Raw genomic sequence first — 23,314 nt, 5'->3', positions numbered from 1 at the left:
GGGATACATTCAACATAATTAATTGGAAAAAGAGTAGGTGCAACAATGTTTAAACACGTAACAGTGCTTTTAAAGGAAACAGTAGACGGCTTAGATATAAAGCCAGATGGTACATATGTAGATTGTACACTGGGGGGAGGAGGACATAGTTCTTATTTATTATCCCAATTAACTGAAGGTGGAAAATTAATAGCGTTTGATCAAGATGAGATAGCGATTCAAAACGCGAAAGAAAAGTTCTCTTCATACGGTGAACAGTTTATAACAGTAAAGAGTAACTTCCGTTATTTAGCTGAAAAACTGCAGGAAATAGGTATAACAGAAGTAGACGGTATTTTATTTGATTTAGGTGTTTCATCCCCACAATTAGATACACCAGAACGAGGCTTTAGTTATCATCATGATGCACCGCTAGATATGCGGATGGATCAAGATGCCCCATTAACAGCGTATGATGTTGTAAATAGCTGGTCATATGAACAACTTGTAAGGATTTTCTTCCAATACGGTGAAGAAAAATTTTCAAAACAAATTGCAAGAAAAATTGAAGCTTATCGTGAGAATAAAGCTATTGAAACGACAGGAGAATTAGTAGAGCTAATTAAAGAAGGTATTCCGGCTCCAGCTCGTAGAACGGGTGGGCATCCTGCTAAGCGAGTGTTTCAGGCAATTCGTATAGCTGTAAATGATGAATTAAAAGTATTTGAAGAAGCATTGGAATCTGCTATTGAGATGGTTAAGCCAGGTGGAAGGGTTAGTGTTATAACATTCCATTCATTAGAAGATCGTATTTGTAAAACAACGTTTAAGCGAAATAGTACAACGCCACAATTGCCGCCAGGATTACCGATTATTCCTGATGAATTTAAGCCGAAATTAAAGCTTATTACAAGAAAACCGATTTTACCTTCTGATATAGAGCTAGAAGAAAATAATCGTGCGCGTTCTGCGAAGTTGAGAATCGCTGAAAAACGATAAAAGGGAGAGAGAGGTATGACTAATTTAGCTGTAAAGTACAAACAACAAGCGCAAGAAGAGGTGCAAATTCAAACGCCCCCACAGCAGATGGCTAAGCCGAAGGTTAAAGCGAAAATTACAAGAATCGAAAAACTGTTGTATGTAGCGTTTATTGGCTTTTTATTGTATGCCTGTGTCGCGTTTATTGGAAATAAAGCAGGCCTTTATCAAGTTAATGTAGAAGCAGCGACGATAGAAGAAAAAATTGTACAGCAGCAAAAAGAAAATCAAGAATTACAAGCTGAAGTAGAGAAGTTAAGTCGCTATGAACGAATCGCTGAAGTTGCAAAAAAACACGGGCTAGAAATTAATGCGAATAATGTGAAAGGCCTCAAATAAGGCAATAGGTGTGAAGGAACGATGAAGAAGAATATGACTAAATTTCATACCAATAAGGGAGCAGGTTATTTTATGATATTTTTCCTCCTGCTCTTTTTGCTGTTATTAGCCCGATTTTTTTACATACAATCAACAGGAACAGTTCATAATCAGGATTTAGATGCACTTGCTAAACAAAAGCATAGTAAAAAAGGAGTTCTTGAAGCGAACCGAGGAACTATTTATGATCAAAACGGTCATGTGTTAGCGCAAGACGCAAACTCTTATAAAATAGTAGCTGCGCTAAAAGGAGCTAACTCTGTTGAGAATAAAGAAGATACTGCAAAGAAAATTGCAGGAGTACTTGGAAAAGGCGAAGAGGATATTTTAGCTTCTTTAAATAAGGAAGGTAGAAGTCAAGTCGAATTTGGAACGTTAGGTAAGGATTTGACGAAAGAAAAGAAGGAACAAATAGAAGCGTTGAAGTTGCCGGGAATATCTTTTATTACAGAAAATGCAAGGGTGTATCCAAACGGTGATTTTGCATCTTACGTTATAGGTCATGCAAAACCAAATGAGAATGGAACCTCGGTAGGTCAATTTGGCATAGAGAAAAGCTTGGATAAATACTTAAGTGCTTCCAATGGAGAAGTAGCATATACAGGTGATCGTAAAGGTGTGTCCCTTGATGGTGGAAAAGTTAATGTAAAGGCACCTAAAAATGGAGATAACGCGTATTTGACAATTGATCAACGTGTCCAAAGTTATTTAGAAGATGCGATGAAAGCAGCAAGTAAGCAATATGAGCCAGAAAGTTTAATAGGGATTGTTGCAGATCCGAAAACCGGAAAAATATTAGCGATGTCTACTAAACCTAGTTATGACCCTAATGATCGCCAAATTAAATATTTCTTCAATGACGCAATTGCCAATGCATTTGAACCTGGATCAACAATGAAAATTTTCACGTTAGCGGCAGCTATTAATGAAGGTGTGTACAAAGGACAAGATTATTATCAATCTGGGACATATCAAGTCGGAAATAGGAAAATAAAAGATCATAACGGCGGTGCTGGTTGGGGCTCTATCACGTTTGATGAAGGGGTAGAGCGTTCTTCAAACGTAGCGTTTGCAATTTTAGGAGATCAAAAACTTGGTCCAGAACGTTTCCGAAAATATATTCATAGTTTTGGATTAGATGAAAAAACGAACATTGATTTATCAGGTGAAGGATCGAATACAATTTTATTTGATCAGCAAATACAACAAGTGACAACAGCTTTTGGACAAGGTTCCACTGTAACACCAATTCAGCTTGTACAAGCTGCAACGGCCATTGCAAATGATGGAAAAATGATGAAACCTTATGCAATTGATAAAATTGTAGACCCAATAACAGACAAAGTAAAATTAGAACATAAGCCAGAAGAAGTAGGAAAACCTGTTACAAAGGAAACAGCAGCGCAAGTAAGACAGTTATTAGAACGTGTTGTTACATCTCCGAAAGGTACAGGGACAGCTTATAAAATTGATGGATATTCAGTTGGTGGTAAAACAGGTACAGCGCAAATTCCGGATGGAAAAGGGGGCTATATGACAGGAAGACAGAATTATATATTCTCATTCTTAGGTATGGCACCAATGGACGATCCACAACTTGTTGTGTATGTAGCTGTTAAACAGCCGAAATTAAAAGATGATGAGAACGGTGCACAACCTTTAGCTGATATTTTTAAATATGTAACAAAAAATAGTTTAGAGTATTTAAAGATTAAGCCAAATGAAGTGAAAGATCCGAAAAAACATCTGAAAGAACAACAAACTACTGTTCCAGATGTAACTGGTAAAACGATGGCTGAAGCGGGGAAAGCGATTGATAAAGCAAAACTTCGTCCAATCGTACTAGGTGAAGGGAAAGTACAGCAACAAGTACCAAAAGCGACTGAACAAACATTAAAAGGCGACCGAGTCTTCTTGGTAGGAGATAAGCCTACAATGCCAAATATACAAGGATGGGCACTGCGTGATGTTATGAATTTAGCGAAGACATTACAGCTTAACTTGAAACCTTCTGGTACAGGATACGTAACAGAACAAAGTGTGGCGGAAGGAACATTATTACAACCTGGTACAGAATTAGGTGTCACACTCGTACCGCCACTCGAACCACAGCAAGAAGCAGAAAAGCCGTAATGGTAAAAGAGAATAAGTTCTAATTAAATAAGTACAAGCATATATTGGAACAAGCTAGGCGTAAGGGAGGCTTGTTCCGATATGCGTGTATCAAATGTAACAGTTAGAAAACGACTTATTTTTATACTTATATCAGGTATACTTATTTTCACTATTATCGATATTCGTCTTGGATATGTGCAATTTTTTCTTGGGAATATGTTAACGGATCGTGCGAAAGATTCATGGAGTCGTAATATTACTTTTGAACCCGAACGTGGGAAAATTTTAGACCGAAATGGTGTGGAACTTGCCACGAATAAAAGTGCTCCAACTGTCTTTGTTGTACCGAGGCAAATTGAAAAACCAGCAGAGACTGCAGAGAAGTTAGCTGCAGTATTAGGTGTGGAAAAAGATGAGATTTATAAAAGGATTACAAAAAAAGAATCAATTGTAAGGTTAGATAAAGGCGGAAGGAAAATATCACATGACAAAGCGAAAGAAGTACGAGGATTAAGTTTGAAGGGCGTGTATATCGCAGAGGATTCTATCCGGTACTATCCATTTGGAAACTTTTTATCACATGTATTAGGTTTTGCAGGTAGCGATAACCAAGGTCTTATGGGACTAGAGAAATATTATGATAAAGAGCTAAATGGGGACAAAGGTCATGTGCGTTTTTTTGCAGATGCGAAAGGACAAAGGATGCCTAATGTTGGTGATGATTTCAAAAAACCAGAAGCTGGTTTAAATTTAGGATTAACAATCGATGCGCGTATTACAAGGATTATGGAAAGAGAAATGAATATTGCGGAGTCAACTTATACTCCTGACGGTATGATTGCGATTGCAATGAATCCTAAAAATGGTGAAATTTTAGGCATGTCTAGTCGACCGAGTTTTGACCCAGCGGATTTTCAAAGTGTCTCTCCAGAAGTGTATAACAGAAATCTACCTGTATGGAGTACGTATGAGCCTGGTTCAACATTTAAGATCATTACATTAGCTGCAGCATTGAATGAAAATTTAGTAGACTTAGAGAAGGATACGTTTTATGATGATGGAGCAGCTGAAGTAGGTGGAGCTAGATTGAAATGCTGGAAAGCAGGAGGTCATGGCAGTCAAACGTTTTTAGAAGTCGTTCAAAACTCATGTAACCCGGGATTTATTGAACTTGGTGATCGCCTTGGTAAAGACCGATTATTTAAATACATTCGTAACTTTGGTTTTGGGCAGAAGACTGGAATTGACTTGCAAGGTGAAGGCAGTGGGATTTTATTTAATTTAGATAAAGTTGGTCCAGTAGAGCAAGCAACAACTTCATTCGGCCAAGGGGTTTCTGTTACACCGATTCAACAAGTAGCAGCTGTAGCGGCGGCTGTAAATGGTGGAACATTGTATCAGCCGTATATAGCTAAGGAGTTTATTGATCCGAAAAATAATCAAGTTGTTAGTAAAAAGACACCTGTTGAGAAAAGAAAAGTTATTTCCAAGGAAACTTCAGAAAAAGTTCGTTATGCATTAGAGAATGTTGTAGCGAAAGGTTCTGGTAAAGGTGCTTATATTGATGGGTATCGTGTAGGTGGAAAAACGGGTACTGCTCAAAAGGTGAAAGATGGTAAATATTTAGAGAATAATTATATAGTATCTTTTATCGGATTTGCTCCAGCGGATGATCCAGAGATTGTTGTGTATGTAGCTGTTGATAATCCAAAAGGGGTTACACAGTTTGGTGGAGTGGTAGCAGCTCCAATTGTCGGGAATATCCTTCGAGATGCGCTTCCTGTTATGGGAGTGAAACCGAGAAAAGAACAAGTTGAGAAAGAATATAAATGGGGCGATACACCAACTGTAGAAGTTCCGAATTTAATTGGAATGAAAAAGAAAGACTTACAAACACAACTCGTCGATTTGAAGCTTGATATAAGTGGAGATGGAGAGAAAGTAATTAAACAATCACCAGAAGCGGGAGCTAAAGTAAAAGAAGGCTCAAAAATTAGAATTTACTTCGGGAATTAAAGGTAACATAGTACGTTTTATGGTACAATTGGTGGAAGTGAGTTCTTTATAGAACAGTTACTTAATTTGAGACAGTAAGTGTCTCATTCATAAATAGGTCAGTAGCACTTACCTCCTTATATAGGAGGTAATGTGTTGCTTACTGAAAAAAGATAAATAAACAATGTAGAGAGGGTTTAGTGAAATGAAGTTGCATACACTTGTATCATGTTTGCATGATTTTCCAGTTGTTCCAAAAGAAAATCCAGAAATCACATCTATAGAAGCTGATTCACGTAAAGTGAAAGAGGGAAGCTTATTTGTATGTATGAAAGGATATACGGTTGATAGCCATGATTTTGCTAAGCAAGCAGCGGCACAAGGAGCGGCTGCTATTGTTGCGGAAAGACCAATTGATGTTGACGTTCCAGTTGTACTTGTGAAAAATACTTTTCGTTCGTTAGCGGTTTTAGCTGATTATTTTTATGGTCAACCGACACACAAGTTACATTTAATCGGAATTACAGGTACAAATGGAAAGACAACAACATCGCATATTATGGATGAGATTATGCGAGCACATGGTCATAAAACAGGGCTAATTGGAACGATTAATATGAAAATCGGTGATGAAACATTTGAGGTGAAAAATACAACACCAGATGCACTAACACTTCAACAGACGTTTTCAAAAATGGTTGAACAAGGTGTGGACAGCACGGTAATGGAGGTCTCGTCACATGCGTTAGATCTTGGTCGTGTACACGGATGTGATTACGATGTAGCGGTGTTTACGAATTTAACACAAGATCATTTAGACTATCATAAAACGATGGAAGAATATAAACATGCAAAAGGGTTACTATTTGCACAGCTTGGCAATAGTTATAATCATAATCGTGAAAAGTACGCTGTGCTGAATAGCGATGATAATGTAACAGAAGAGTATATGAGAAGTACTGCAGCAACAGTTGTAACATATGGTATTGATACAACAAGTGACATTATGGCAAAAAATATCGTTATGACGAGTGGCGGGACTACATTTACGCTTGTCACACCGTATGAAAGTGTAAATGTTACGATGAAATTAATAGGTAAATTTAATGTATATAACGTACTTGCAGCAACAGCAGCAGGACTTGTTTCGGGTGTGAAATTAGAAACAATCATTGCTGTTATAAAGGAACTAGCTGGGGTTCCAGGGCGTTTTGAAGTTGTTGATGGAGGGCAAAATTATACAGTTATTGTTGATTACGCACATACGCCGGATAGTTTAGAAAATGTATTAAAAACTGCAAAACAATTTGCAAAAGGTGATGTGTATTGTATCGTTGGTTGTGGCGGCGATAGGGACCGGACGAAGAGACCGATAATGGCAAGTGTTGCAACAAAATATGCAACTCATGCAATTTACACATCAGATAATCCAAGAAGTGAAGATCCAGCGGTTATTTTAGATGATATGGTACATGGTGCACGTGGAAATAATTATGAAGTGATTATTGATAGAAAAGAAGCGATACACCATGCACTCGCTAAAGCGAAAGCAGATGATATCATTATTATTGCTGGTAAGGGTCATGAAACGTATCAAATTATTGGTAAAGAAGTTCATCATTTTGATGATCGTGAAGTTGCAAAAGAAGCAATTACAGGGCGTTTAAACAACGAAGAGTAACAACGTGAGAGGAGGACTACATGTGCTTGAGCAAGGTTTATTAGTAACGGCTGGGGTAGCATTCTTAATTTCTGTTGCCCTTTCGCCATTGTTTATTCCATTTTTAAGAAAATTAAAGTTCGGACAGAGTATTCGTGATGAGGGACCGAAGTCACATCAAAAAAAATCAGGGACACCGACAATGGGTGGTATCGTCATATACGTATCTATGATGGTAACTTCACTTATTATGGCGATTAAGTTTAATCATTTAGGTGCAGAGGTTTCGTTATTACTATTAGTGACATTTGGTTACGGATTGATCGGATTTTTAGATGACTACATAAAGGTAGTTAAGAAGAGAAATCTTGGTTTAACATCAAAACAAAAATTAGTAGGTCAGCTTGTTATTGCTATTGCATTCTTTTTAATTGGAAAAGGGCAAGCGTTCCACACATACATCATGATTCCAGGAACGGATGTTAAGTTTGAATTAGGTTGGGCGTATTTTGTACTTGTACTATTTATGCTTATTGGTGGATCGAATGCAGTTAACTTAACTGACGGTTTAGATGGTTTATTATCAGGAACAGCTGCTATTGCATTTGGAGCATTTAGTATTATTGCTGTGGCACAAGAGCAATTTGGAGTAGCGATATTCTGTATGGCAGTTGTAGGAGCTGTACTTGGATTTTTAGTATTCAATGCGAATCCAGCAAAAGTGTTTATGGGAGATACAGGTTCATTAGCTTTAGGTGGAGCCATTGCAGCTGTAGCGATTTTATTAAAACAAGAATTGCTACTTGTAATTATTGGCGGAGTATTCGTAATGGAAACTTTATCGGTTATCATTCAGGTCATTTCATTTAAAACAACAGGAAAACGTGTCTTTAAAATGAGTCCATTACACCATCATTATGAATTATGTGGTTGGTCAGAGTGGCGTGTTGTTGTGACGTTTTGGTCTGCAGGATTTTTATTAGCTGTGTTAGGAATTTATATCGGGGTGTGGATGTAATTGAAAACTGTAACTGAATTTCAAAATAAGAATATTCTTGTATTAGGCATTGCAAAAAGTGGTTATGCAGCAGCTACATTGTTACAAAAGTTAGGGGCAAATGTTATTGTAAATGACGGAAAGCCTTTAGCAGAGAATGTACTTGCTGCAGAATTACAAGCAAAAGGAATGGACGTTGTATGCGGTGGCCATCCTTTAGAATTATTAGAGAGAAATATTTCTCTTGTAGTAAAAAATCCAGGAATCCCGTATTCTAATCAAATACTAGTTGCTGCAAAAGAAAAGCAAATTCCGATTGTTACGGAAGTTGAATTAGCATATCGTATTTCAGAAGCACCATTTGTTGGGATTACGGGGTCTAACGGTAAAACGACGACGACAATGCTGACATTTGAAATGCTAAAAGAAGGACAAAAGCATCCTGTAATTGCAGGGAACATTGGAACTGTAGCGTGTGAAGTAGCACAGGATGCAAAAGAAAATGAAGTTGTAGTTACAGAACTTTCATCGTTTCAATTGATGGGAGTAGAATTGTTCCAACCTAAAATTGTTGCGTTTTTAAATTTATTTGAGGCCCACTTAGATTATCATGGGACGAAGAAAGAATATGGTTTAGCGAAAGCAAATATTTTTAAAAATCAAACAGAAAATGATTATAGTGTAATAAATGCGGATGATGCAGATGTGATGGCTTTGTCTGCGTATTCTAAAGGTCAAAAAATCCTGTTTTCGACAACGAAAGAAATTGAAGATGGCGCGTGTATAAAAGATAACGCTCTTTATTTCAAAGGTGAAAAAGTTGTTGAAGTAAGCGATATCGTTTTACCTGGTCAACATAATCTAGAAAATATTTTAGCTGCGATGAGTATTGCGAAATTATTAGGTACTTCTAATGAAGCAATTACGGTCGTGTTAAAACGTTTTACGGGTGTAAAACATCGTTTGGAATATGTAACAACGATTAACAACCGTAAGTTTTATAATGATTCAAAAGCAACGAATATGTTAGCGACTGAGAAAGCGCTATCTGCGTTTACACAACCGATTGTGTTACTAGCAGGTGGGCTTGATCGAGGAAATGAATTCGATGATCTAATTCCGTATTTCAAAAATGTAAAAGCGATTGTAACATTTGGACAAACAGCTCCTAAACTAGTAAGAGCGGCAGAAAAAGCGGGATTAGATATAATTGAAAGTGTCGATACTTTAGATGAAGCAGTGGTGAAAGCTTATGCTCATTCTAAAGATGGTGATGTCGTTCTTCTTTCTCCAGCGTGTGCAAGCTGGGATCAATTTAAAACATTTGAAGAAAGAGGAGACATTTTTATACAAGCTGTGCATAAACTTATATAAAGTAAATCAAAACATCAGTAGGCTAACACCTACTGATGTTTTGTTACATAGGGCAAAAGGTTCTGCCTAAAGAGGTGGTGTTTGTGGGTAATGAAGAAAACGCCTGATTTTATTCTCATCATCGTAACACTTTCATTGTTGACAATCGGAATGATTATGGTTTATAGTGCGAGTGCAGTTTGGGCCTCTTATAAAATGGGGGACTCATTCTTTTTTGCAAAAAGACAATTACTGTTTGCGGGTCTTGGTGTAGTAGCTATGTTTTTTATTATGAAAATTGATTATTGGGTGTGGCGTACGTATTCAAAAGTGATTTTGCTAGTTTGCTTCATTCTTCTTATTCTCGTTCTTATTCCTGGAGTAGGTCTTGTTCGAGGAGGAGCACGAAGTTGGATTGGAATCGGTGCATTTTCGATTCAACCGTCAGAATTTATGAAGTTTGCGATGATTATTTTCTTGGCAAAGTTTTTAGCAGAACGGCAAAAATTGATTACATCTTTTAAACGTGGTTTATTACCGGCACTTAGTTTTGTGTTTCTTGCTTTTGGGATGATTATGTTACAACCAGACCTTGGGACAGGAACGGTAATGGTTGGGACATGTATCATTATGATATTTATTTCGGGAGCGAGGGTCTTTCACTTTGCAATGTTTGGTTTGATTGGTGTAGCAGGATTTATAGGGTTAATTGCATCAGCACCGTATCGAATGAAACGCATTACATCATATTTAGATCCGTGGTCAGATCCGCTCGGAAGTGGATTTCAAATTATCCAATCATTACTCGCAATTGGACCTGGTGGATTATTTGGGCTTGGACTTGGACAAAGTAGACAAAAATTCCTTTATTTACCTGAACCACAAACTGACTTTATATTTGCAATCTTATCCGAGGAATTAGGTTTTATTGGCGGTTCATTTGTGTTATTATTATTTAGTCTATTATTATGGCGCGGGATTCGTATCGCATTAGGAGCGCCAGATTTATATGGTACGTTTTTAGCAGTAGGTATTGTGGCGATGATTGCGATTCAAGTAATGATTAATGTTGGTGTTGTAACAGGACTGATGCCTGTTACGGGTATTACCTTGCCGTTTTTAAGTTATGGTGGATCAAGTTTGACATTAATGTTAATGGCAGTAGGTGTATTATTAAATATAAGTCGCCATTCTCGCTACTAAACCCTGTTTATAAGACAGGGTTTTTCGTATGTGTGTAAAAATGCAATATGTATATAGAAATAAATATAATGGAAATAAGAAGCGGAGGAGTTAGTAGTGCGTGTATTAGTGAGTGGTGGGGGTACTGGTGGTCATATTTATCCAGCTCTTGCTTTAATTAGAGAAATAAAAAAGTTAAATCCAGAAGCAAGATTTTTATATATTGGTACGGAAAATGGACTAGAGAGTACAATCGTTCCAAAAGCAGGTGTACCATTTCAATCTATTGTTATAAGTGGATTTAAACGAAAAATATCATTAGATAATGTGAAAACAGTAATGCGTTTTCTAAAAGGTGTACAGGATAGTAAACGATATATTCGTCGTTTTAATCCTGATATCGTAATTGGAACGGGTGGCTATGTATGTGGGCCAGTTGTATACGCTGCAGCCAAATTAGGTATTCCAACTATTGTACACGAACAAAATAGTGTACCAGGTGTAACGAATAAATTTTTAAGCCGTTATGTAAATAAAGTTGCTGTTTGTTTTGAAGCAGCTATAGAGCATTTTCCAGAGTCAAAAGTGGTAATGACAGGTAATCCGCGGGCATCAGAGGTAATGGATCAAAATGGAATGAAAGGGAAACGTTCAGTTGGGCTTTCTCTTCCTAAAAAGTCTGTACTTATATTTGGTGGAAGTCGTGGGGCTAGACCGATTAACGATGCCTTCGTTGAAGCAATTGAACAGTTTGGGAACAAAAGCTACGAAATACTATATGTAACAGGTGAAGTACATTATGACAAAGTGATGGAAGCCGTTAAGCAAAAAGGGAACCCAAGCAATGTTATTATTAAGCCGTTCATTCATAATATGCCAGAGGTACTAACTGGTGTAGACCTTGTTGTTTCAAGGGCTGGGGCAACAACACTTGCAGAATTAACAGCGTTAGGAAAACCAAGTGTGTTAATACCGAGTCCGTATGTAACCAATAATCATCAGGAAAAGAATGCACGTTCAGTTGTTGATAAAGGAGCGGCAAAAATGTTACTTGAAAAAGATTTAACAGCTGAAACACTTATTCGTGATATTGATGAGATTTTATTAGATGCACAAACATTACAAAATATGAAGCTAGCTGCTAAGCAACTAGGTATTCCAGATGCAGCAAATAAGCTGTATGAAGTAATGAATAAGCTTGTAAAAAAATAAAGTGAGGCTTTAATCAGTGGGGAGTGATTCTCTCTCATTGATTATTACCCTTCACTAATCGGATATTTACGGGCATCCCGATTCCGCCTACTTTCTTTGTTTCTACCGAATTTTGATTTAGGAGTCGTACTGCCCGTAAATAGAGGGATAACGTTAGGTGAACGCCCTGCATATTATTGTCATAAGGAGACTTAATATGGGGGAGATTGTCTATGGAACAATTAGTAAATGAGCTTATAGAAGCAGACGTTGGTCGTGTTTTAGTTAACGAGTCGTTAGCACGTTATACAACTATGAAAATAGGTGGACCAGCGGATATTTTAATTGTGCCAAAGCATGTAGCCGGTATTGAAAAAACATTACAGTTAGTAAAGCGATACAAAACGAAGTGGACTGTAATTGGGCGCGGTTCAAACCTTCTTGTATCTGATCAAGGCATAGAAGGTGTTGTTATTCGTTTAGGAGAAGGATTAGATCACTTAGAGGTCGAAAAACATAAGGTAAGAGTTGGTAGTGGATATCCTCTTATTAAATTGTCAACTTTACTTAGTCGTCAAGGGTTAGCTGGATTGGAGTTTGCAAGCGGTATTCCAGGAAGTGTCGGTGGTGCAGTATATATGAATGCAGGTGCACATAAATCAGATATATCGAGTGTATTATCGAAGGCTCTCATTCTGTTTGAAGACGGTACAATTGACTGGTTAACGAATAGAGAACTGGAGTTTTCTTATCGGGCATCTGTATTGCAAACGAAACGTCCTGGTATTGTTTTAGAGGCGGAGTTTCAATTACAGGCGGGAAAACGTGAAGAAATTGTACGTAGCATGCAAAATAATAAAGATTACCGCCGTGAAACGCAACCATGGAATTATCCGTGTGCAGGAAGTGTATTTCGGAATCCAATCCCACATTTTGCAGGAGATTTAGTAGAAAAAGCAGGGCTTCGTGGTTATAGGATTGGTGGAGCTCAAATTTCTGAAATGCATGGCAATTTTATTGTTAATACCGGGGGAGCTTCAGCGCAAGATGTATTGTCCTTAATTGAATTAATAAGACATACAATTAAGGATAAATTTGATGTAGATATGCACACAGAAGTAGAAATCATTGGAAGATAACGGTTATTCATTCCGCTCATTATCATTTATGTTATAATAAGAAGATAAGAACGGCATGAGGAACATGCCGTTCTTTATGTTACATAGGGGGATCGTACATGAATAATAGTAAAGTGATTAAACTACAAGATCGTGTACCAAAATTGAAAAATCAAAAGAAAAAAAACAAAAAAAATGTTAATCATCGATTGATTTTATACATATCAATTTTATTTTTATTAGTGCTCTTTTTAATTTATTTTCGGTCTCCGCTTAGTAATATAAAAAAGATTAGTGTGTTTGGAAATCACTATATGACGGATGAACAAGTAATGAAGGATTCGGGCGTGACATATGATACAAGTTATTTCCGAGTGACAGCACATAAAGCTGAAGAAAACTTAACGAAGCGAAAAGAAATTAAAGCAGTAAATGTAAAAAAACGTTTTCCAAACAAGATTGATATTCATATCGAAGAATATTTAACGATTGGTTATATAAATAAAGAGGGAAAATTACAACCGTTATTAGAGAATGGAAAAACGCTTGATGTACTACCTAATGGAAAACTTCCTGTTGCAGCACCGATTTTTGAACCTTTTAAAGAAGAGAAAATGAAGGAGTTAATCACTGAACTAGAAAAATTAACACCAGCTATTTTAAAATCTATTTCGGAAATTCGCTATTCACCAACGAATGCGAATGAAGATCATCTTACTTTATATATGAATGAGGGTTATGAAGTGAGCACTACGATTCGAAATTTCGCAAAACGTATGGAAACCTATCCGCTTATTTTAAAAACAATTGAGCCAGGTAAGAAGGTATTAATTGACTTAGAAGTAGGTGCATATACGAAAGAATTAGGTGTGGAAGAAAAAAAAGAATAGAATGGTAGTTTTCGCTGGTTATAGCAGAAAAAAACAGAACGAATGTTCTGTTATATGTATATGAATTTAGAAGAATGGTTCATTTGATGAAAAATATGTAAAAATTCTTAGATTCATACTAGTATTGGTACAAGTTTCACTTTTCTATGAGTACATCTTAGTGTAGACTTATACTTGGCGGTAAACTTTACACTCGAAATAGAATTATTTCAAGATAAGCAGTTATTCATAGTTTACTGCGATATTCTTAATTGAATGCTAAATAAAAATAAGAAAAATATAGGGTTAAAAAAGGGAAACGTATAAAGACGTTGAATATTTTTCTTATAAATAGTAAAGTTGCGATTGTTGTTCCATATATTGAGTTGTATGGTATAAATAAAGAAGGAGGTGCCAAAGAATGAACAGCAATGAAATATATGTTAGTCTTGACATCGGTACATCCAATGTTAAAGTCATCATTGGTGAAATGGTTAATGACAGCTTAAACATTATTGGTGTTGGAAATGTAAAATCAAATGGTTTAAAGAAGGGATCGATAGTTGATATAGATGAGACTGTTCGATCAATTAAAAAAGCAATTGAACAAGCTGAGCGTATGGTGGGAATCCACATTGAGCAAGTTGTAGTAGGTGTCAATGCAAACCAGGTACAGCTACTTCCTTGTCACGGAGTAGTCGCTGTTTCAAATGAAGATCGTGAAATCGGGAATGAAGATGTCTTACGCGTTCTAGATGCAGCACAAGTTGTGTCAATTGCTCCAGAACGTGAGTTTATTGATGTGGTACCTCGACAGTTCATCGTAGACGGTCTTGACGAGATTAACGATCCACGCGGGATGATCGGTGTAAGATTAGAAATGGAAGGTACACTTATTACAGGCTCGAGAACTTTACTACATAACCTACTTCGTTGTGTAGAAAAAGCAGGTCTTGAAATTGTTGATATTTGTCTTCAACCTTTAGCGGCTGCAACAGTTGCTATATCTTCAGATGAAAAAAATAGAGGAGTAGCCCTTGTTGATATGGGGGGAGGATCTACAACTTTATCTATTTTTAAAGATGGAGAGTTACAAGCGACGAGCGTATTACCATTAGGTGGAGACCATATAACGAAAGATATTGCGATTGGGTTGAAAACTTCAACAGAAAATGCAGATCAAATTAAGTTGAAATATGGACATGCTTTTTATGATACAGCATCTGAAGAAGAGATGTTTACGGTTCCTATTATGGGAAGCGACCAAACAGAACAATATTCTCAGTTGGAATTATCGGATATAATAGAGGCTCGTGTAGAGGAAATTTTAATGTTTGTTCAAGATGAAGTGCGTAAGTTAGGAGTAAAGCAAGTGGCTTCTGGTTATGTACTAACTGGCGGAATTGCTTCTATGCCAGGTGTTCTTGATCTTGCATATGATATTTTACATGAAAATGTTCGTGTAGCAACTCCTGATTATATTGGTGTGCGTGAGCCCCAATATACAAGTGGAGTTGGATTAATTAAACATTCTTATCAAAAAGCTAAATTACGTGGGAAAAATGTGCAGGAAAAGCAAGAGCATTTTGAACCAGTACCAGCACCAGCACCAACGCCGGTACAACAGCAACCCGCGAAACAAAAAACTCGTAATCAAAACAATAATAATCAAAATGATGACCGCATGATGTCAAAAGTAAAACGTGTATTCCGTTATTTATGGGATTAAAATTGGACACGAAAAATGAGGTTCTAGGGGGATTTCGACATGTTAGAGTTTGATACTACTCAAGATCAATTAGCGAATATAAAAGTTATCGGTGTCGGCGGTGGCGGAAACAATGCTGTAAACCGTATGATTGAACACGGTGTACAAGGTGTAGACTTTATCGCTGTGAACACTGATGCACAAGCGTTAAATCTATCAAAAGCTGAAACAAAAATGCAAATTGGTGGAAAATTAACGCGTGGACTTGGTGCAGGTGCAAACCCTGAAGTAGGGAAAAAAGCTGCAGAAGAAAGTAAAGAACAGATCCAAGAAGCACTTCGTGGTGCGGATATGGTCTTCGTAACTGCTGGTATGGGTGGTGGAACTGGAACTGGTGCAGCTCCAGTTGTTGCTCAAGTTGCAAAAGAATTAGGTGCTTTAACAGTTGGTGTTGTAACACGTCCATTTACTTTTGAAGGACGTAAGCGTGCGACGCAAGCAGCATCTGGTATTGCAGCATTTAAAGAAAATGTAGATACTCTTATTGTAATTCCAAATGATCGCTTATTAGAGATTGTTGATAAAAATACGCCAATGTTAGAAGCATTCCGTGAAGCTGATAACGTATTACGTCAAGGTGTTCAAGGTATTTCGGATTTAATTGCAACGCCAGGTTTAATTAACTTAGACTTTGCAGACGTAAAGACAATTATGTCTAATAGAGGTTCTGCTTTAATGGGTATTGGTTCTGGTAACGGGGAAAATCGTGCTGCAGAAGCTGCGAAAAAAGCGATTTCAAGTCCATTACTAGAAACATCTATTGATGGAGCTCAAGGTGTTATCATGAACATTACGGGTGGCGCTAACTTAAGCTTATATGAAGTACAAGAAGCGGCAGATATCGTAGCTTCAGCTTCAGATCCAGAAGTAAATATGATCTTCGGTTCTGTTATTAACGAAGGATTAAAAGATGATATCGTTGTAACTGTAATTGCAACTGGTTTTGATGATAGCATTGCAACTCAACCACCAAAACCAATTATCCGTCCGAATGCGAACCACACGCAACAACAGCAACAACCAGTAGCTCAACCTTCAAAACAGCGTGAAGTAAAACGCGAAATGAAGCGTGAAGAGCCAGTTGTACATGAGCGTCATTCAGATTCAGATGATATCGATATTCCAGCATTTTTACGTAACCGTCGTAGACGATAAAAAAAGGAGCTTTCATGCTCCTTTTTTGTTTTTTAAATGGAAAAGACCTGCTAAGCAGGTCTTTTTTTATTTCGTATATTTCAATATATTTTGTTGGTGAAAATAAGAGTATATCATTCTATGAATTTGTACTTTTATTTTTTACCGACAGATTATGTCTAGAAATCACAAAATAACAAAAAAACACCTCCGCAAATTGACACACTTTCCTATTGGATATGCATTATACTAGTCTCAACTTGAAAAAAGAGGTGAATTGTTTGGTTGTTTACGCCGACGTTGTTTGGTTGTTAAACGCCTGCATTGATTTTCTTTTGCTTTTATTAACAGCTACCGTGTTAAAAAAGAAAATCAAAAGATGGAGGCTTGTGCTAGGGGCATTTATAGGTTCAACTATTGTTATTTTTGCCTTTACTCCTTTTGCTTCTATGATGACACATCCAATTATGAAACTACTGTACTCGTTACTTATTGTGTATACAGCATTTGGGTTTACAACATTTAGAAATTATGCACAAACTGTTTTTACTTTTTACTTTGTAACCTTTATGGTTGGCGGAGGATTAATTGGAACTCATTTCTTTTTGCAAACGAATGAAATGGTAAATGGATTGGTTCAATCTCAGTCAATTTCTTACGGTGATCCAATTAGTTGGTTATTTGTTATTTTTGGTTTTCCAGTAATTTATTATTTTTCTAAAAAGCGTATTGAAAGCGTAGAGGTCACGAAAATACACTATGATCAAATTGTGAAAGTAAAAATTCAATTAGCCGAAGAAGAACTAGAACTGGCAGGCCTTATTGACAGTGGGAACCAACTTTACGACCCATTAACAAAAACACCCGTTATGATTATGCATGTTTCATCATTAGAACATTGCTTACCATCTTGGTTAACAGAGCAAATTTATTCCAAAACAGAAATTCCTCAAATACCAGAAAATGATTCTGGTTGGGCGACCAAATTACGCTTAATTCCTTTCCGTGCAGTAGGAGTAGAGAGTCAATTTTTGTGGGCAATTAAGCCTGACAGTGTGCAAGTTGACCATGAAGGTAGTTCTATTGTTGTAAACAAAGTATTAATTGGATTAAATACACAACAGCTGTCTACTAATGGGGAGTATCAATGTATTGTGCATCCAAAAATGTTGATTTCACAAAAAATGGTGATCGCTTAATAATGAGAGGCGGGATAATATGATGAAATTAAAATTTTATTTAGTATACCTTTGGTATAAAGTATTGCTGAAATTAGGAATTAAGACCGATGAAATTTATTATATTGGTGGAAGCGAAGCGTTGCCACCACCGTTAACAAAAGAAGAAGAGGAAGTTCTTTTGAATAAATTGCCAAAAGGAGATCAGGCAGCAAGGTCATTACTCATTGAACGTAACTTAAGGCTCGTTGTATATATAGCAAGAAAGTTTGAAAATACAGGGATAAATATTGAAGATTTGATTAGTATAGGAACAATCGGCCTTATTAAAGCTGTAAATACATTTAATCCGGAAAAGAAAATAAAATTAGCAACATATGCATCTCGTTGTATAGAAAATGAAATTTTAATGCATTTACGTCGAAATAACAAAAATCGTTCGGAAGTTTCTTTTGATGAACCGCTAAACATTGATTGGGATGGGAATGAACTGTTATTGTCTGACGTGTTAGGTACAGATGATGATATTATTACAAAAGATTTAGAAGCTACTGTAGATCGTCACCTTTTAATGAAAGCATTACACCAATTAAATGATCGTGAAAAACAAATTATGGAACTTCGGTTTGGGCTTGCTGGAGGAGAGGAAAAGACGCAAAAAGATGTGGCTGATATGCTTGGGATTTCACAGTCATACATTTCGCGTTTAGAAAAAAGAATTATAAAAAGATTACGAAAAGAATTTAATAAAATGGTGTAAAGAATAAGACCAGCCGTTATGTAGGCTGGTCTTATTCTATTTAGTTGTATTAGGAAAGATAATTTAAATAACAAATCGTGAAAAAACCACATGCATAAAATCCCCTTCAAAGGAAATACTTTACACTGTACAGCAACTCCCGATAGGAGGGAACACTTTGACGAGAAACAAAGTAGAAATTTGCGGTGTTGATACAGCTAAACTTCCAGTATTAAAAAATGAAGAGATGCGTAAATTATTTCGTGAAATGCAAAGTGGAGAGATAAGCGCAAGAGAAAAATTAGTGAATGGAAACTTACGTCTTGTACTGAGCGTCATCCAAAGATTTAATAACAGAGGAGAATATGTTGACGATTTATTTCAAGTTGGTTGCATCGGACTTATGAAATCAATTGATAATTTTGATTTAGGCCAAAATGTAAAATTTTCAACGTATGCTGTGCCGATGATTATTGGGGAAATACGCAGATATTTGCGTGATAATAATCCGATTCGCGTATCGCGCTCATTGCGAGATATTGCGTATAAAGCTTTGCAAGTAAGAGAAAAGTTGATTGCAGAAAATTCAAAAGAACCAACAGCAATGGATATTGCAAAAGTGCTAGAAGTAACTCATGAAGAGATAGTATTTGCTTTAGATGCGATTCAAGACCCAGTTTCATTATTTGAACCGATTTATAATGATGGAGGAGATCCTATCTTTGTTATGGATCAGTTAAGTGATGAAAAACAAAAGGACGAGCAGTGGGTTGAAGAATTAGCATTGAAAGAAGGAATGAAGCGTTTAAATGATAGAGAGAAAATGATTATTAGAAAACGTTTCTTCCAAGGAAAGACACAGATGGAAGTTGCAGAAGAAATTGGGATTTCGCAAGCGCAAGTATCACGTTTAGAGAAGTCAGCCATTAAACAAATGAATAAAACGATTCAAGGATAAGGTCTCACCAATTATGGTGAGACCTTTTTATATGTAATATAGTTTGTGCTCATAGTAGGGGATTAGTGTTCATATAATGAAACTAGTATGGTGTTTCGTATAGGTGGCTTCCTGTAAATATGAGAAACAGTTTCCAATTCGTCATATAAGGGAGAGGATAAAAATGGTGATACGAATTTCAGAGTTACAGATGAAGGATGTTATAAATATTTCAGATGGAAAAAGGATTGGGAATATTGGAGATATTGAAATTGATATGAACACAGGGAAAGTTTGTTCTGTTATTATTTCCAAACAGACACGTATGCTAGGTATTTTTGGAAAAGATGTTGAGATTGTAATTCCTTGGAAGGAAATTGTGAAGATTGGAGAGGATGTCATACTTGTAAGAGTAAATCCTGTTAATACTGTAACAGAATCAATACAAACACCGACAATTTCATAAAGAATATTACAAATTCCTCTTTTTTTTCTGTTAGGATTATGAAAAAATAAAAGTATGGTAAAATAGACAGGAAGTACCATGCTTTTTTCTGTTATTTTAATTAAAAGGAGCCGCTTTATTATGAGAGAACCATTTAAATATGTGGACGGTATACTGTATTTACAAGCGTGGAAAGAACTTGGAAACATTACTGCTGGATTTACGACAAAAGATGGTGGGATAAGTACGGGCTCCTTTCATACGATGAATTTAGGATTACATGTGAATGATATCGTGGAGAACGTTCATGAAAACAGACGCATTTTAGCAAATAAGTTACAAAAACCATTAGAAAACTGGATTTGCTCTGAACAAGTTCATGCTCATCATGTTGAAAAAGTAGGGCAACAGGAAAAGGGAAGTGGCGTCTATTCATATGAGGACGGCATTTCAAAAACAGATGGCATTTATACGAGTAATGAAGATGTTCTGTTAACGTCTTGTTACGCGGATTGTGTTCCGCTCTATTTTTATGCACCATCACATGGTATGATAGGACTTGCGCATGCTGGATGGAAAGGCACTGTACAAGAGATTGCAAAGGAAATGATTCAAAAGTGGGATGCAGAAGGTATTTCAAGTGATGAAATTCATGTTGCAATTGGGCCGTCGATCGGATCTTGTTGTTATGTTGTGGATGATCGTGTATTAACAGCAGCACAGGAAGTAGTTAGCGGTGCTGTTCCTCATCAAAAAATTTCTGACGGGCAGTACGCAATTAATTTAAAAGAAATTAATCGTATATTATGTGTACAAGCAGGCATAAAAGAAGAGCATATTGTAATGTCATCTCTTTGTACAAGCTGTGAAGAGCAACTATTTTTCTCTCATCGTCGTGATCAAGGTAAGACAGGAAGAATGTTGAGTTTCATAGGTTTTAAGGAGGAAGGAAGCAAGTGACAGTACAAGAAAATTTAGTAATTGTAAACGAAGCTATTAAAGAATCTTGCGCTCGAGCTGGACGTTCGTTGCAAGATATTAAACTTGTTGCAGTTACAAAAACTGTAGGGATTGAAAAAACAAACGAAGTAATTGAAGCTGGAATTATCGATTTAGGTGAAAATAGAAATGAAGGTTTCTTACAGAAATACGAGCATTTCGGTTCAAAAGTTAATTGGCACTTTATTGGCTCATTACAAACGAGAAAAGTAAAAGAAATTATTAATGAAATTGATTATTTACATTCGTTAGATCGTCTTTCCCTGGCGAAAGAAATTCAGAAACGTGCTGATAAGAAAGTAAAATGCTTTATTCAAGTGAAAACCTCATCTGAAGAATCGAAGCAAGGATTGGCAATAGAAGAGGTTGTTTCTTTTATTCAAAGTTTGCAAGAATTCGATAAAATTGAAGTGGTTGGACTAATGACGATGGCTCCATTTACAGAAGAAGAGGAAGAAATCAGATGCTGTTTTAAGGAATTACGTATGCTGCAAACAGAGGTGCAGGAGCTAGAGTTATTACATGCGCCATGTAAAGAATTATCAATGGGAATGTCCAACGATTACACGATTGCAATTGAAGAAGGGGCTACATATATTCGTTTGGGAACGATTTTAGTAGGAAAAGCGTAAAAGGAAGGAGAATCTTATTATGAGTTGGTCAAAAGTAAAATACTTCTTTTTTGATACACCGGAAGAAAAAGAAGCAGCTCAATATGGTTATGAAAAGGAGCAAACAGACATGAAAAAGCAGCAAGATCCACCAGAACAACAAGACGTTACGTTTCCGAAAGCACAACCGAAGCAAAATGTTGTTAGTATTGAAACAGCAAAACAATCTTCAAAAGTTGTTTTATTAGAACCACGCACATATTCGGAAGCGCAAGGGATTGCGGACCACTTAAAAGGTAGACGAGCTGTTGTAATTAATTTGCAGAGAATGTCTACTGATCAAGCGGTGCGTATCGTTGACTTTTTAAGTGGTACTGTATACGCTATAGGCGGGGACATTCAAAAAATAGGACCGAAAACATTTATGTGTACACCTGAAAATGTAGATATTGTTGGTGCAATTTCAGAGTTATTCGGTGAAGAAGAAGAAACAAATATAAAGAGGTGGTAATACGCCATGACAACAGTTTTTATAGTGTTAAGTTATGCTATCGAGATTTACTCGTGGGCACTTATTATTTACATTCTCCTATCATGGTTTCCTGGTGCAAAGGAATCATCTTTTGGAGAGTTCCTGGCACGTATTTGTGAACCGTATTTAGAACCATTCCGCCGCTTTATTCCGCCGCTTGGAATGATTGATATTTCTCCAATCGTTGCAATCTTTGCGTTGAAACTTGCTAAAACTGGTTTGTTCAGTTTATTAAGCTATTTCTTATAGTAAGAAGGTAAATACATGAGCATCTACGAACATTTTAGGCCTGATGAGGAGGTCTTTGTGGATAAAGTGCTAGAGTGGAAGCGAGCGGCGGAGTACCATCAAGTGAAGTTAACGGATTTTCTTGATCCTAGGCAACAACAAATTGTTTCTATGGTAATAGGACAAGGTGATGTTGCTGTGCAATTTGGTGGTGCAACGCCTAATGCAGAGCGTAAAAGAGCACTTATTTATCCAGACTATCTAGAATTAAATGAAGAAGAATTTCAAGTAGAAGTATTAGAAATTGACTATCCTTCCAAGTTTTATACGCTAGAACATAGGCAAATATTAGGTACATTTATGTCTCTTGGTTTAACAAGAGAAAAATGTGGTGATATTTTGCTGCGAGAAAATCGTGCACAAATTGTAGTTGCGAAAGAAATTGTATCGTATATTGAGATGAACTTACAATCAATAGGGAAAGTAAAAGTCTCTTTAGCGTCAGTGCAAGGAGAAAAAATTCTACAGATACATGAAACGTGGGGAGAGAAATCTGGAACGGTTTCTTCACTTCGTTTAGATGTTATGTTAGCTGAAATGTTACATTTATCTAGACAGAAAGTACAACCTTTCATAAAAAATGGTTTAGTAAAAGTCAATTGGAAAACAGTGGAGCAAACTTCGTATGAATGTTATCCAGGAGATGTTTTTTCTGTTAGAGGATATGGCCGAAGTAAATTATTTTCTGTAGAAGGTAGAACAAAACGCGACAAATGGAGAATTTTGTATGGTATACTAAAATGATTGGTTTTTTAGAAGGAAATCCTCCTATTTTGTCGAAGAAAAGATATAATTGAAAGAGGAAATT

Annotated in this window: 22 protein-coding genes; all 22 read left to right on the top strand. The window is 36.5% G+C overall.

Features of this window, described 5'->3' with window-relative positions; translation table 11 throughout:
- Positions 1-45 precede the first annotated feature (45 nt).
- On the top strand, positions 46-978 hold the full coding sequence (gene rsmH, locus BAQ53_RS18390; protein ID WP_000472508.1) for a 16S rRNA (cytosine(1402)-N(4))-methyltransferase RsmH: 933 nt from the start codon (positions 46-48) through the stop codon (positions 976-978).
- A gap of 15 nt (positions 979-993) precedes the next feature.
- Entirely contained in the window at positions 994-1,356 is a 363-nt protein-coding gene (gene ftsL, locus BAQ53_RS18385; RefSeq protein WP_000182804.1) for a cell division protein FtsL, read from the top strand.
- Positions 1,357-1,377: 21 nt separating this feature from the next.
- Positions 1,378-3,528, top strand: coding sequence for a penicillin-binding protein (locus BAQ53_RS18380; RefSeq protein WP_000739955.1), 2,151 nt, complete (start codon positions 1,378-1,380; stop codon positions 3,526-3,528).
- Between the two features lie 81 nt (positions 3,529-3,609).
- Positions 3,610-5,526, top strand: a complete 1,917-nt coding sequence (locus tag BAQ53_RS18375; RefSeq protein ID WP_001266238.1) for a stage V sporulation protein D — start codon at positions 3,610-3,612, stop codon at positions 5,524-5,526.
- Between the two features lie 184 nt (positions 5,527-5,710).
- Entirely contained in the window at positions 5,711-7,186 is a 1,476-nt protein-coding gene (gene murE, locus BAQ53_RS18370; RefSeq protein WP_000766318.1) for a UDP-N-acetylmuramoyl-L-alanyl-D-glutamate--2,6-diaminopimelate ligase, read from the top strand.
- Between the two features lie 22 nt (positions 7,187-7,208).
- Positions 7,209-8,183, top strand: coding sequence for a phospho-N-acetylmuramoyl-pentapeptide-transferase (gene mraY, locus BAQ53_RS18365; RefSeq protein WP_000893057.1), 975 nt, complete (start codon positions 7,209-7,211; stop codon positions 8,181-8,183).
- Entirely contained in the window at positions 8,184-9,536 is a 1,353-nt protein-coding gene (murD, locus tag BAQ53_RS18360; RefSeq protein WP_208906157.1) for a UDP-N-acetylmuramoyl-L-alanine--D-glutamate ligase, read from the top strand.
- Positions 9,537-9,626: 90 nt separating this feature from the next.
- On the top strand, positions 9,627-10,718 hold the full coding sequence (gene spoVE / locus BAQ53_RS18355; protein WP_000753519.1) for a stage V sporulation protein E: 1,092 nt from the start codon (positions 9,627-9,629) through the stop codon (positions 10,716-10,718).
- A gap of 96 nt (positions 10,719-10,814) precedes the next feature.
- Positions 10,815-11,909 (top strand): undecaprenyldiphospho-muramoylpentapeptide beta-N-acetylglucosaminyltransferase, encoded by a 1,095-nt coding sequence (murG, locus tag BAQ53_RS18350; protein ID WP_001265422.1) that lies wholly within the window; start codon positions 10,815-10,817, stop codon positions 11,907-11,909.
- A 212-nt stretch (positions 11,910-12,121) separates the two neighbouring features.
- Positions 12,122-13,027: a UDP-N-acetylmuramate dehydrogenase gene (gene murB / locus BAQ53_RS18345; RefSeq protein ID WP_208906156.1), complete on the top strand. Its 906-nt coding sequence runs from the start codon at positions 12,122-12,124 to the stop codon at positions 13,025-13,027.
- 98 nt (positions 13,028-13,125) lie between these two features.
- Positions 13,126-13,896, top strand: a complete 771-nt coding sequence (divIB, locus tag BAQ53_RS18340; protein ID WP_001065790.1) for a cell division protein DivIB — start codon at positions 13,126-13,128, stop codon at positions 13,894-13,896.
- Between the two features lie 400 nt (positions 13,897-14,296).
- A complete protein-coding gene (gene ftsA / locus BAQ53_RS18335) occupies positions 14,297-15,604 on the top strand; it encodes a cell division protein FtsA (protein ID WP_001087557.1) in 1,308 nt (435 codons plus the stop codon).
- A 39-nt stretch (positions 15,605-15,643) separates the two neighbouring features.
- Complete coding sequence (gene ftsZ, locus BAQ53_RS18330) at positions 15,644-16,798, top strand: cell division protein FtsZ (protein WP_000888984.1); 1,155 nt, start codon at positions 15,644-15,646, stop codon at positions 16,796-16,798.
- A 260-nt stretch (positions 16,799-17,058) separates the two neighbouring features.
- Positions 17,059-17,976 (top strand): sigma-E processing peptidase SpoIIGA, encoded by a 918-nt coding sequence (gene spoIIGA / locus BAQ53_RS18325; RefSeq protein WP_000261975.1) that lies wholly within the window; start codon positions 17,059-17,061, stop codon positions 17,974-17,976.
- 19 nt (positions 17,977-17,995) lie between these two features.
- Positions 17,996-18,715 carry an RNA polymerase sporulation sigma factor SigE gene (gene sigE, locus BAQ53_RS18320; protein WP_000976948.1) on the top strand — a complete coding sequence of 240 codons (720 nt, stop codon included), beginning with the start codon at positions 17,996-17,998 and terminating at the stop codon, positions 18,713-18,715.
- A gap of 157 nt (positions 18,716-18,872) precedes the next feature.
- Positions 18,873-19,652 carry an RNA polymerase sporulation sigma factor SigG gene (gene sigG, locus BAQ53_RS18315; RefSeq protein WP_000197755.1) on the top strand — a complete coding sequence of 260 codons (780 nt, stop codon included), beginning with the start codon at positions 18,873-18,875 and terminating at the stop codon, positions 19,650-19,652.
- A gap of 163 nt (positions 19,653-19,815) precedes the next feature.
- Positions 19,816-20,097 (top strand): YlmC/YmxH family sporulation protein, encoded by a 282-nt coding sequence (locus BAQ53_RS18310; protein ID WP_000236748.1) that lies wholly within the window; start codon positions 19,816-19,818, stop codon positions 20,095-20,097.
- A gap of 120 nt (positions 20,098-20,217) precedes the next feature.
- The gene (gene pgeF, locus BAQ53_RS18305; RefSeq protein ID WP_001209016.1) at positions 20,218-21,036 is read left to right on the top strand and encodes a peptidoglycan editing factor PgeF; all 819 of its coding nucleotides are present in this window, start codon (positions 20,218-20,220) and stop codon (positions 21,034-21,036) included.
- Complete coding sequence (locus tag BAQ53_RS18300) at positions 21,033-21,707, top strand: YggS family pyridoxal phosphate-dependent enzyme (protein WP_046946430.1); 675 nt, start codon at positions 21,033-21,035, stop codon at positions 21,705-21,707. The genes pgeF and BAQ53_RS18300 overlap by 4 nt, the downstream gene beginning before the upstream one ends.
- Positions 21,708-21,726: 19 nt before the next feature.
- Complete coding sequence (locus BAQ53_RS18295; protein ID WP_000119129.1) at positions 21,727-22,197, top strand: cell division protein SepF; 471 nt, start codon at positions 21,727-21,729, stop codon at positions 22,195-22,197.
- A 6-nt stretch (positions 22,198-22,203) separates the two neighbouring features.
- A complete protein-coding gene (locus tag BAQ53_RS18290; RefSeq protein WP_000214233.1) occupies positions 22,204-22,467 on the top strand; it encodes a YggT family protein in 264 nt (87 codons plus the stop codon).
- 15 nt (positions 22,468-22,482) lie between these two features.
- Positions 22,483-23,250, top strand: a complete 768-nt coding sequence (locus BAQ53_RS18285) for a YlmH family RNA-binding protein (protein WP_046946431.1) — start codon at positions 22,483-22,485, stop codon at positions 23,248-23,250.
- The last annotated feature ends 64 nt before the right edge of the window (positions 23,251-23,314 follow it).

The sequence above is a fragment of the Bacillus sp. B25(2016b) genome (assembly GCF_001679765.1).
Classification (GTDB): domain Bacteria; phylum Bacillota; class Bacilli; order Bacillales; family Bacillaceae_G; genus Bacillus_A; species Bacillus_A thuringiensis_K.
Note: the sequence above shows the minus strand (reverse complement) of the source record. Positions and strands in the feature narration are given on the sequence as shown.

Coding starts and splice junctions, on each gene's coding strand:
- rsmH (WP_000472508.1), top strand. CDS start 46: ATGTTTAAACACGTAACAGTGCTTTTAAAGGAAACAGTAGACGGCTTA.
- ftsL (WP_000182804.1), top strand. CDS start 994: ATGACTAATTTAGCTGTAAAGTACAAACAACAAGCGCAAGAAGAGGTG.
- BAQ53_RS18380 (WP_000739955.1), top strand. CDS start 1,378: ATGAAGAAGAATATGACTAAATTTCATACCAATAAGGGAGCAGGTTAT.
- BAQ53_RS18375 (WP_001266238.1), top strand. CDS start 3,610: ATGCGTGTATCAAATGTAACAGTTAGAAAACGACTTATTTTTATACTT.
- murE (WP_000766318.1), top strand. CDS start 5,711: ATGAAGTTGCATACACTTGTATCATGTTTGCATGATTTTCCAGTTGTT.
- spoVE (WP_000753519.1), top strand. CDS start 9,627: ATGAAGAAAACGCCTGATTTTATTCTCATCATCGTAACACTTTCATTG.
- murB (WP_208906156.1), top strand. CDS start 12,122: ATGGAACAATTAGTAAATGAGCTTATAGAAGCAGACGTTGGTCGTGTT.
- divIB (WP_001065790.1), top strand. CDS start 13,126: ATGAATAATAGTAAAGTGATTAAACTACAAGATCGTGTACCAAAATTG.
- ftsA (WP_001087557.1), top strand. CDS start 14,297: ATGAACAGCAATGAAATATATGTTAGTCTTGACATCGGTACATCCAAT.
- ftsZ (WP_000888984.1), top strand. CDS start 15,644: ATGTTAGAGTTTGATACTACTCAAGATCAATTAGCGAATATAAAAGTT.
- sigE (WP_000976948.1), top strand. CDS start 17,996: ATGATGAAATTAAAATTTTATTTAGTATACCTTTGGTATAAAGTATTG.
- BAQ53_RS18310 (WP_000236748.1), top strand. CDS start 19,816: ATGGTGATACGAATTTCAGAGTTACAGATGAAGGATGTTATAAATATT.
- pgeF (WP_001209016.1), top strand. CDS start 20,218: ATGAGAGAACCATTTAAATATGTGGACGGTATACTGTATTTACAAGCG.
- BAQ53_RS18295 (WP_000119129.1), top strand. CDS start 21,727: ATGAGTTGGTCAAAAGTAAAATACTTCTTTTTTGATACACCGGAAGAA.
- BAQ53_RS18290 (WP_000214233.1), top strand. CDS start 22,204: ATGACAACAGTTTTTATAGTGTTAAGTTATGCTATCGAGATTTACTCG.
- BAQ53_RS18285 (WP_046946431.1), top strand. CDS start 22,483: ATGAGCATCTACGAACATTTTAGGCCTGATGAGGAGGTCTTTGTGGAT.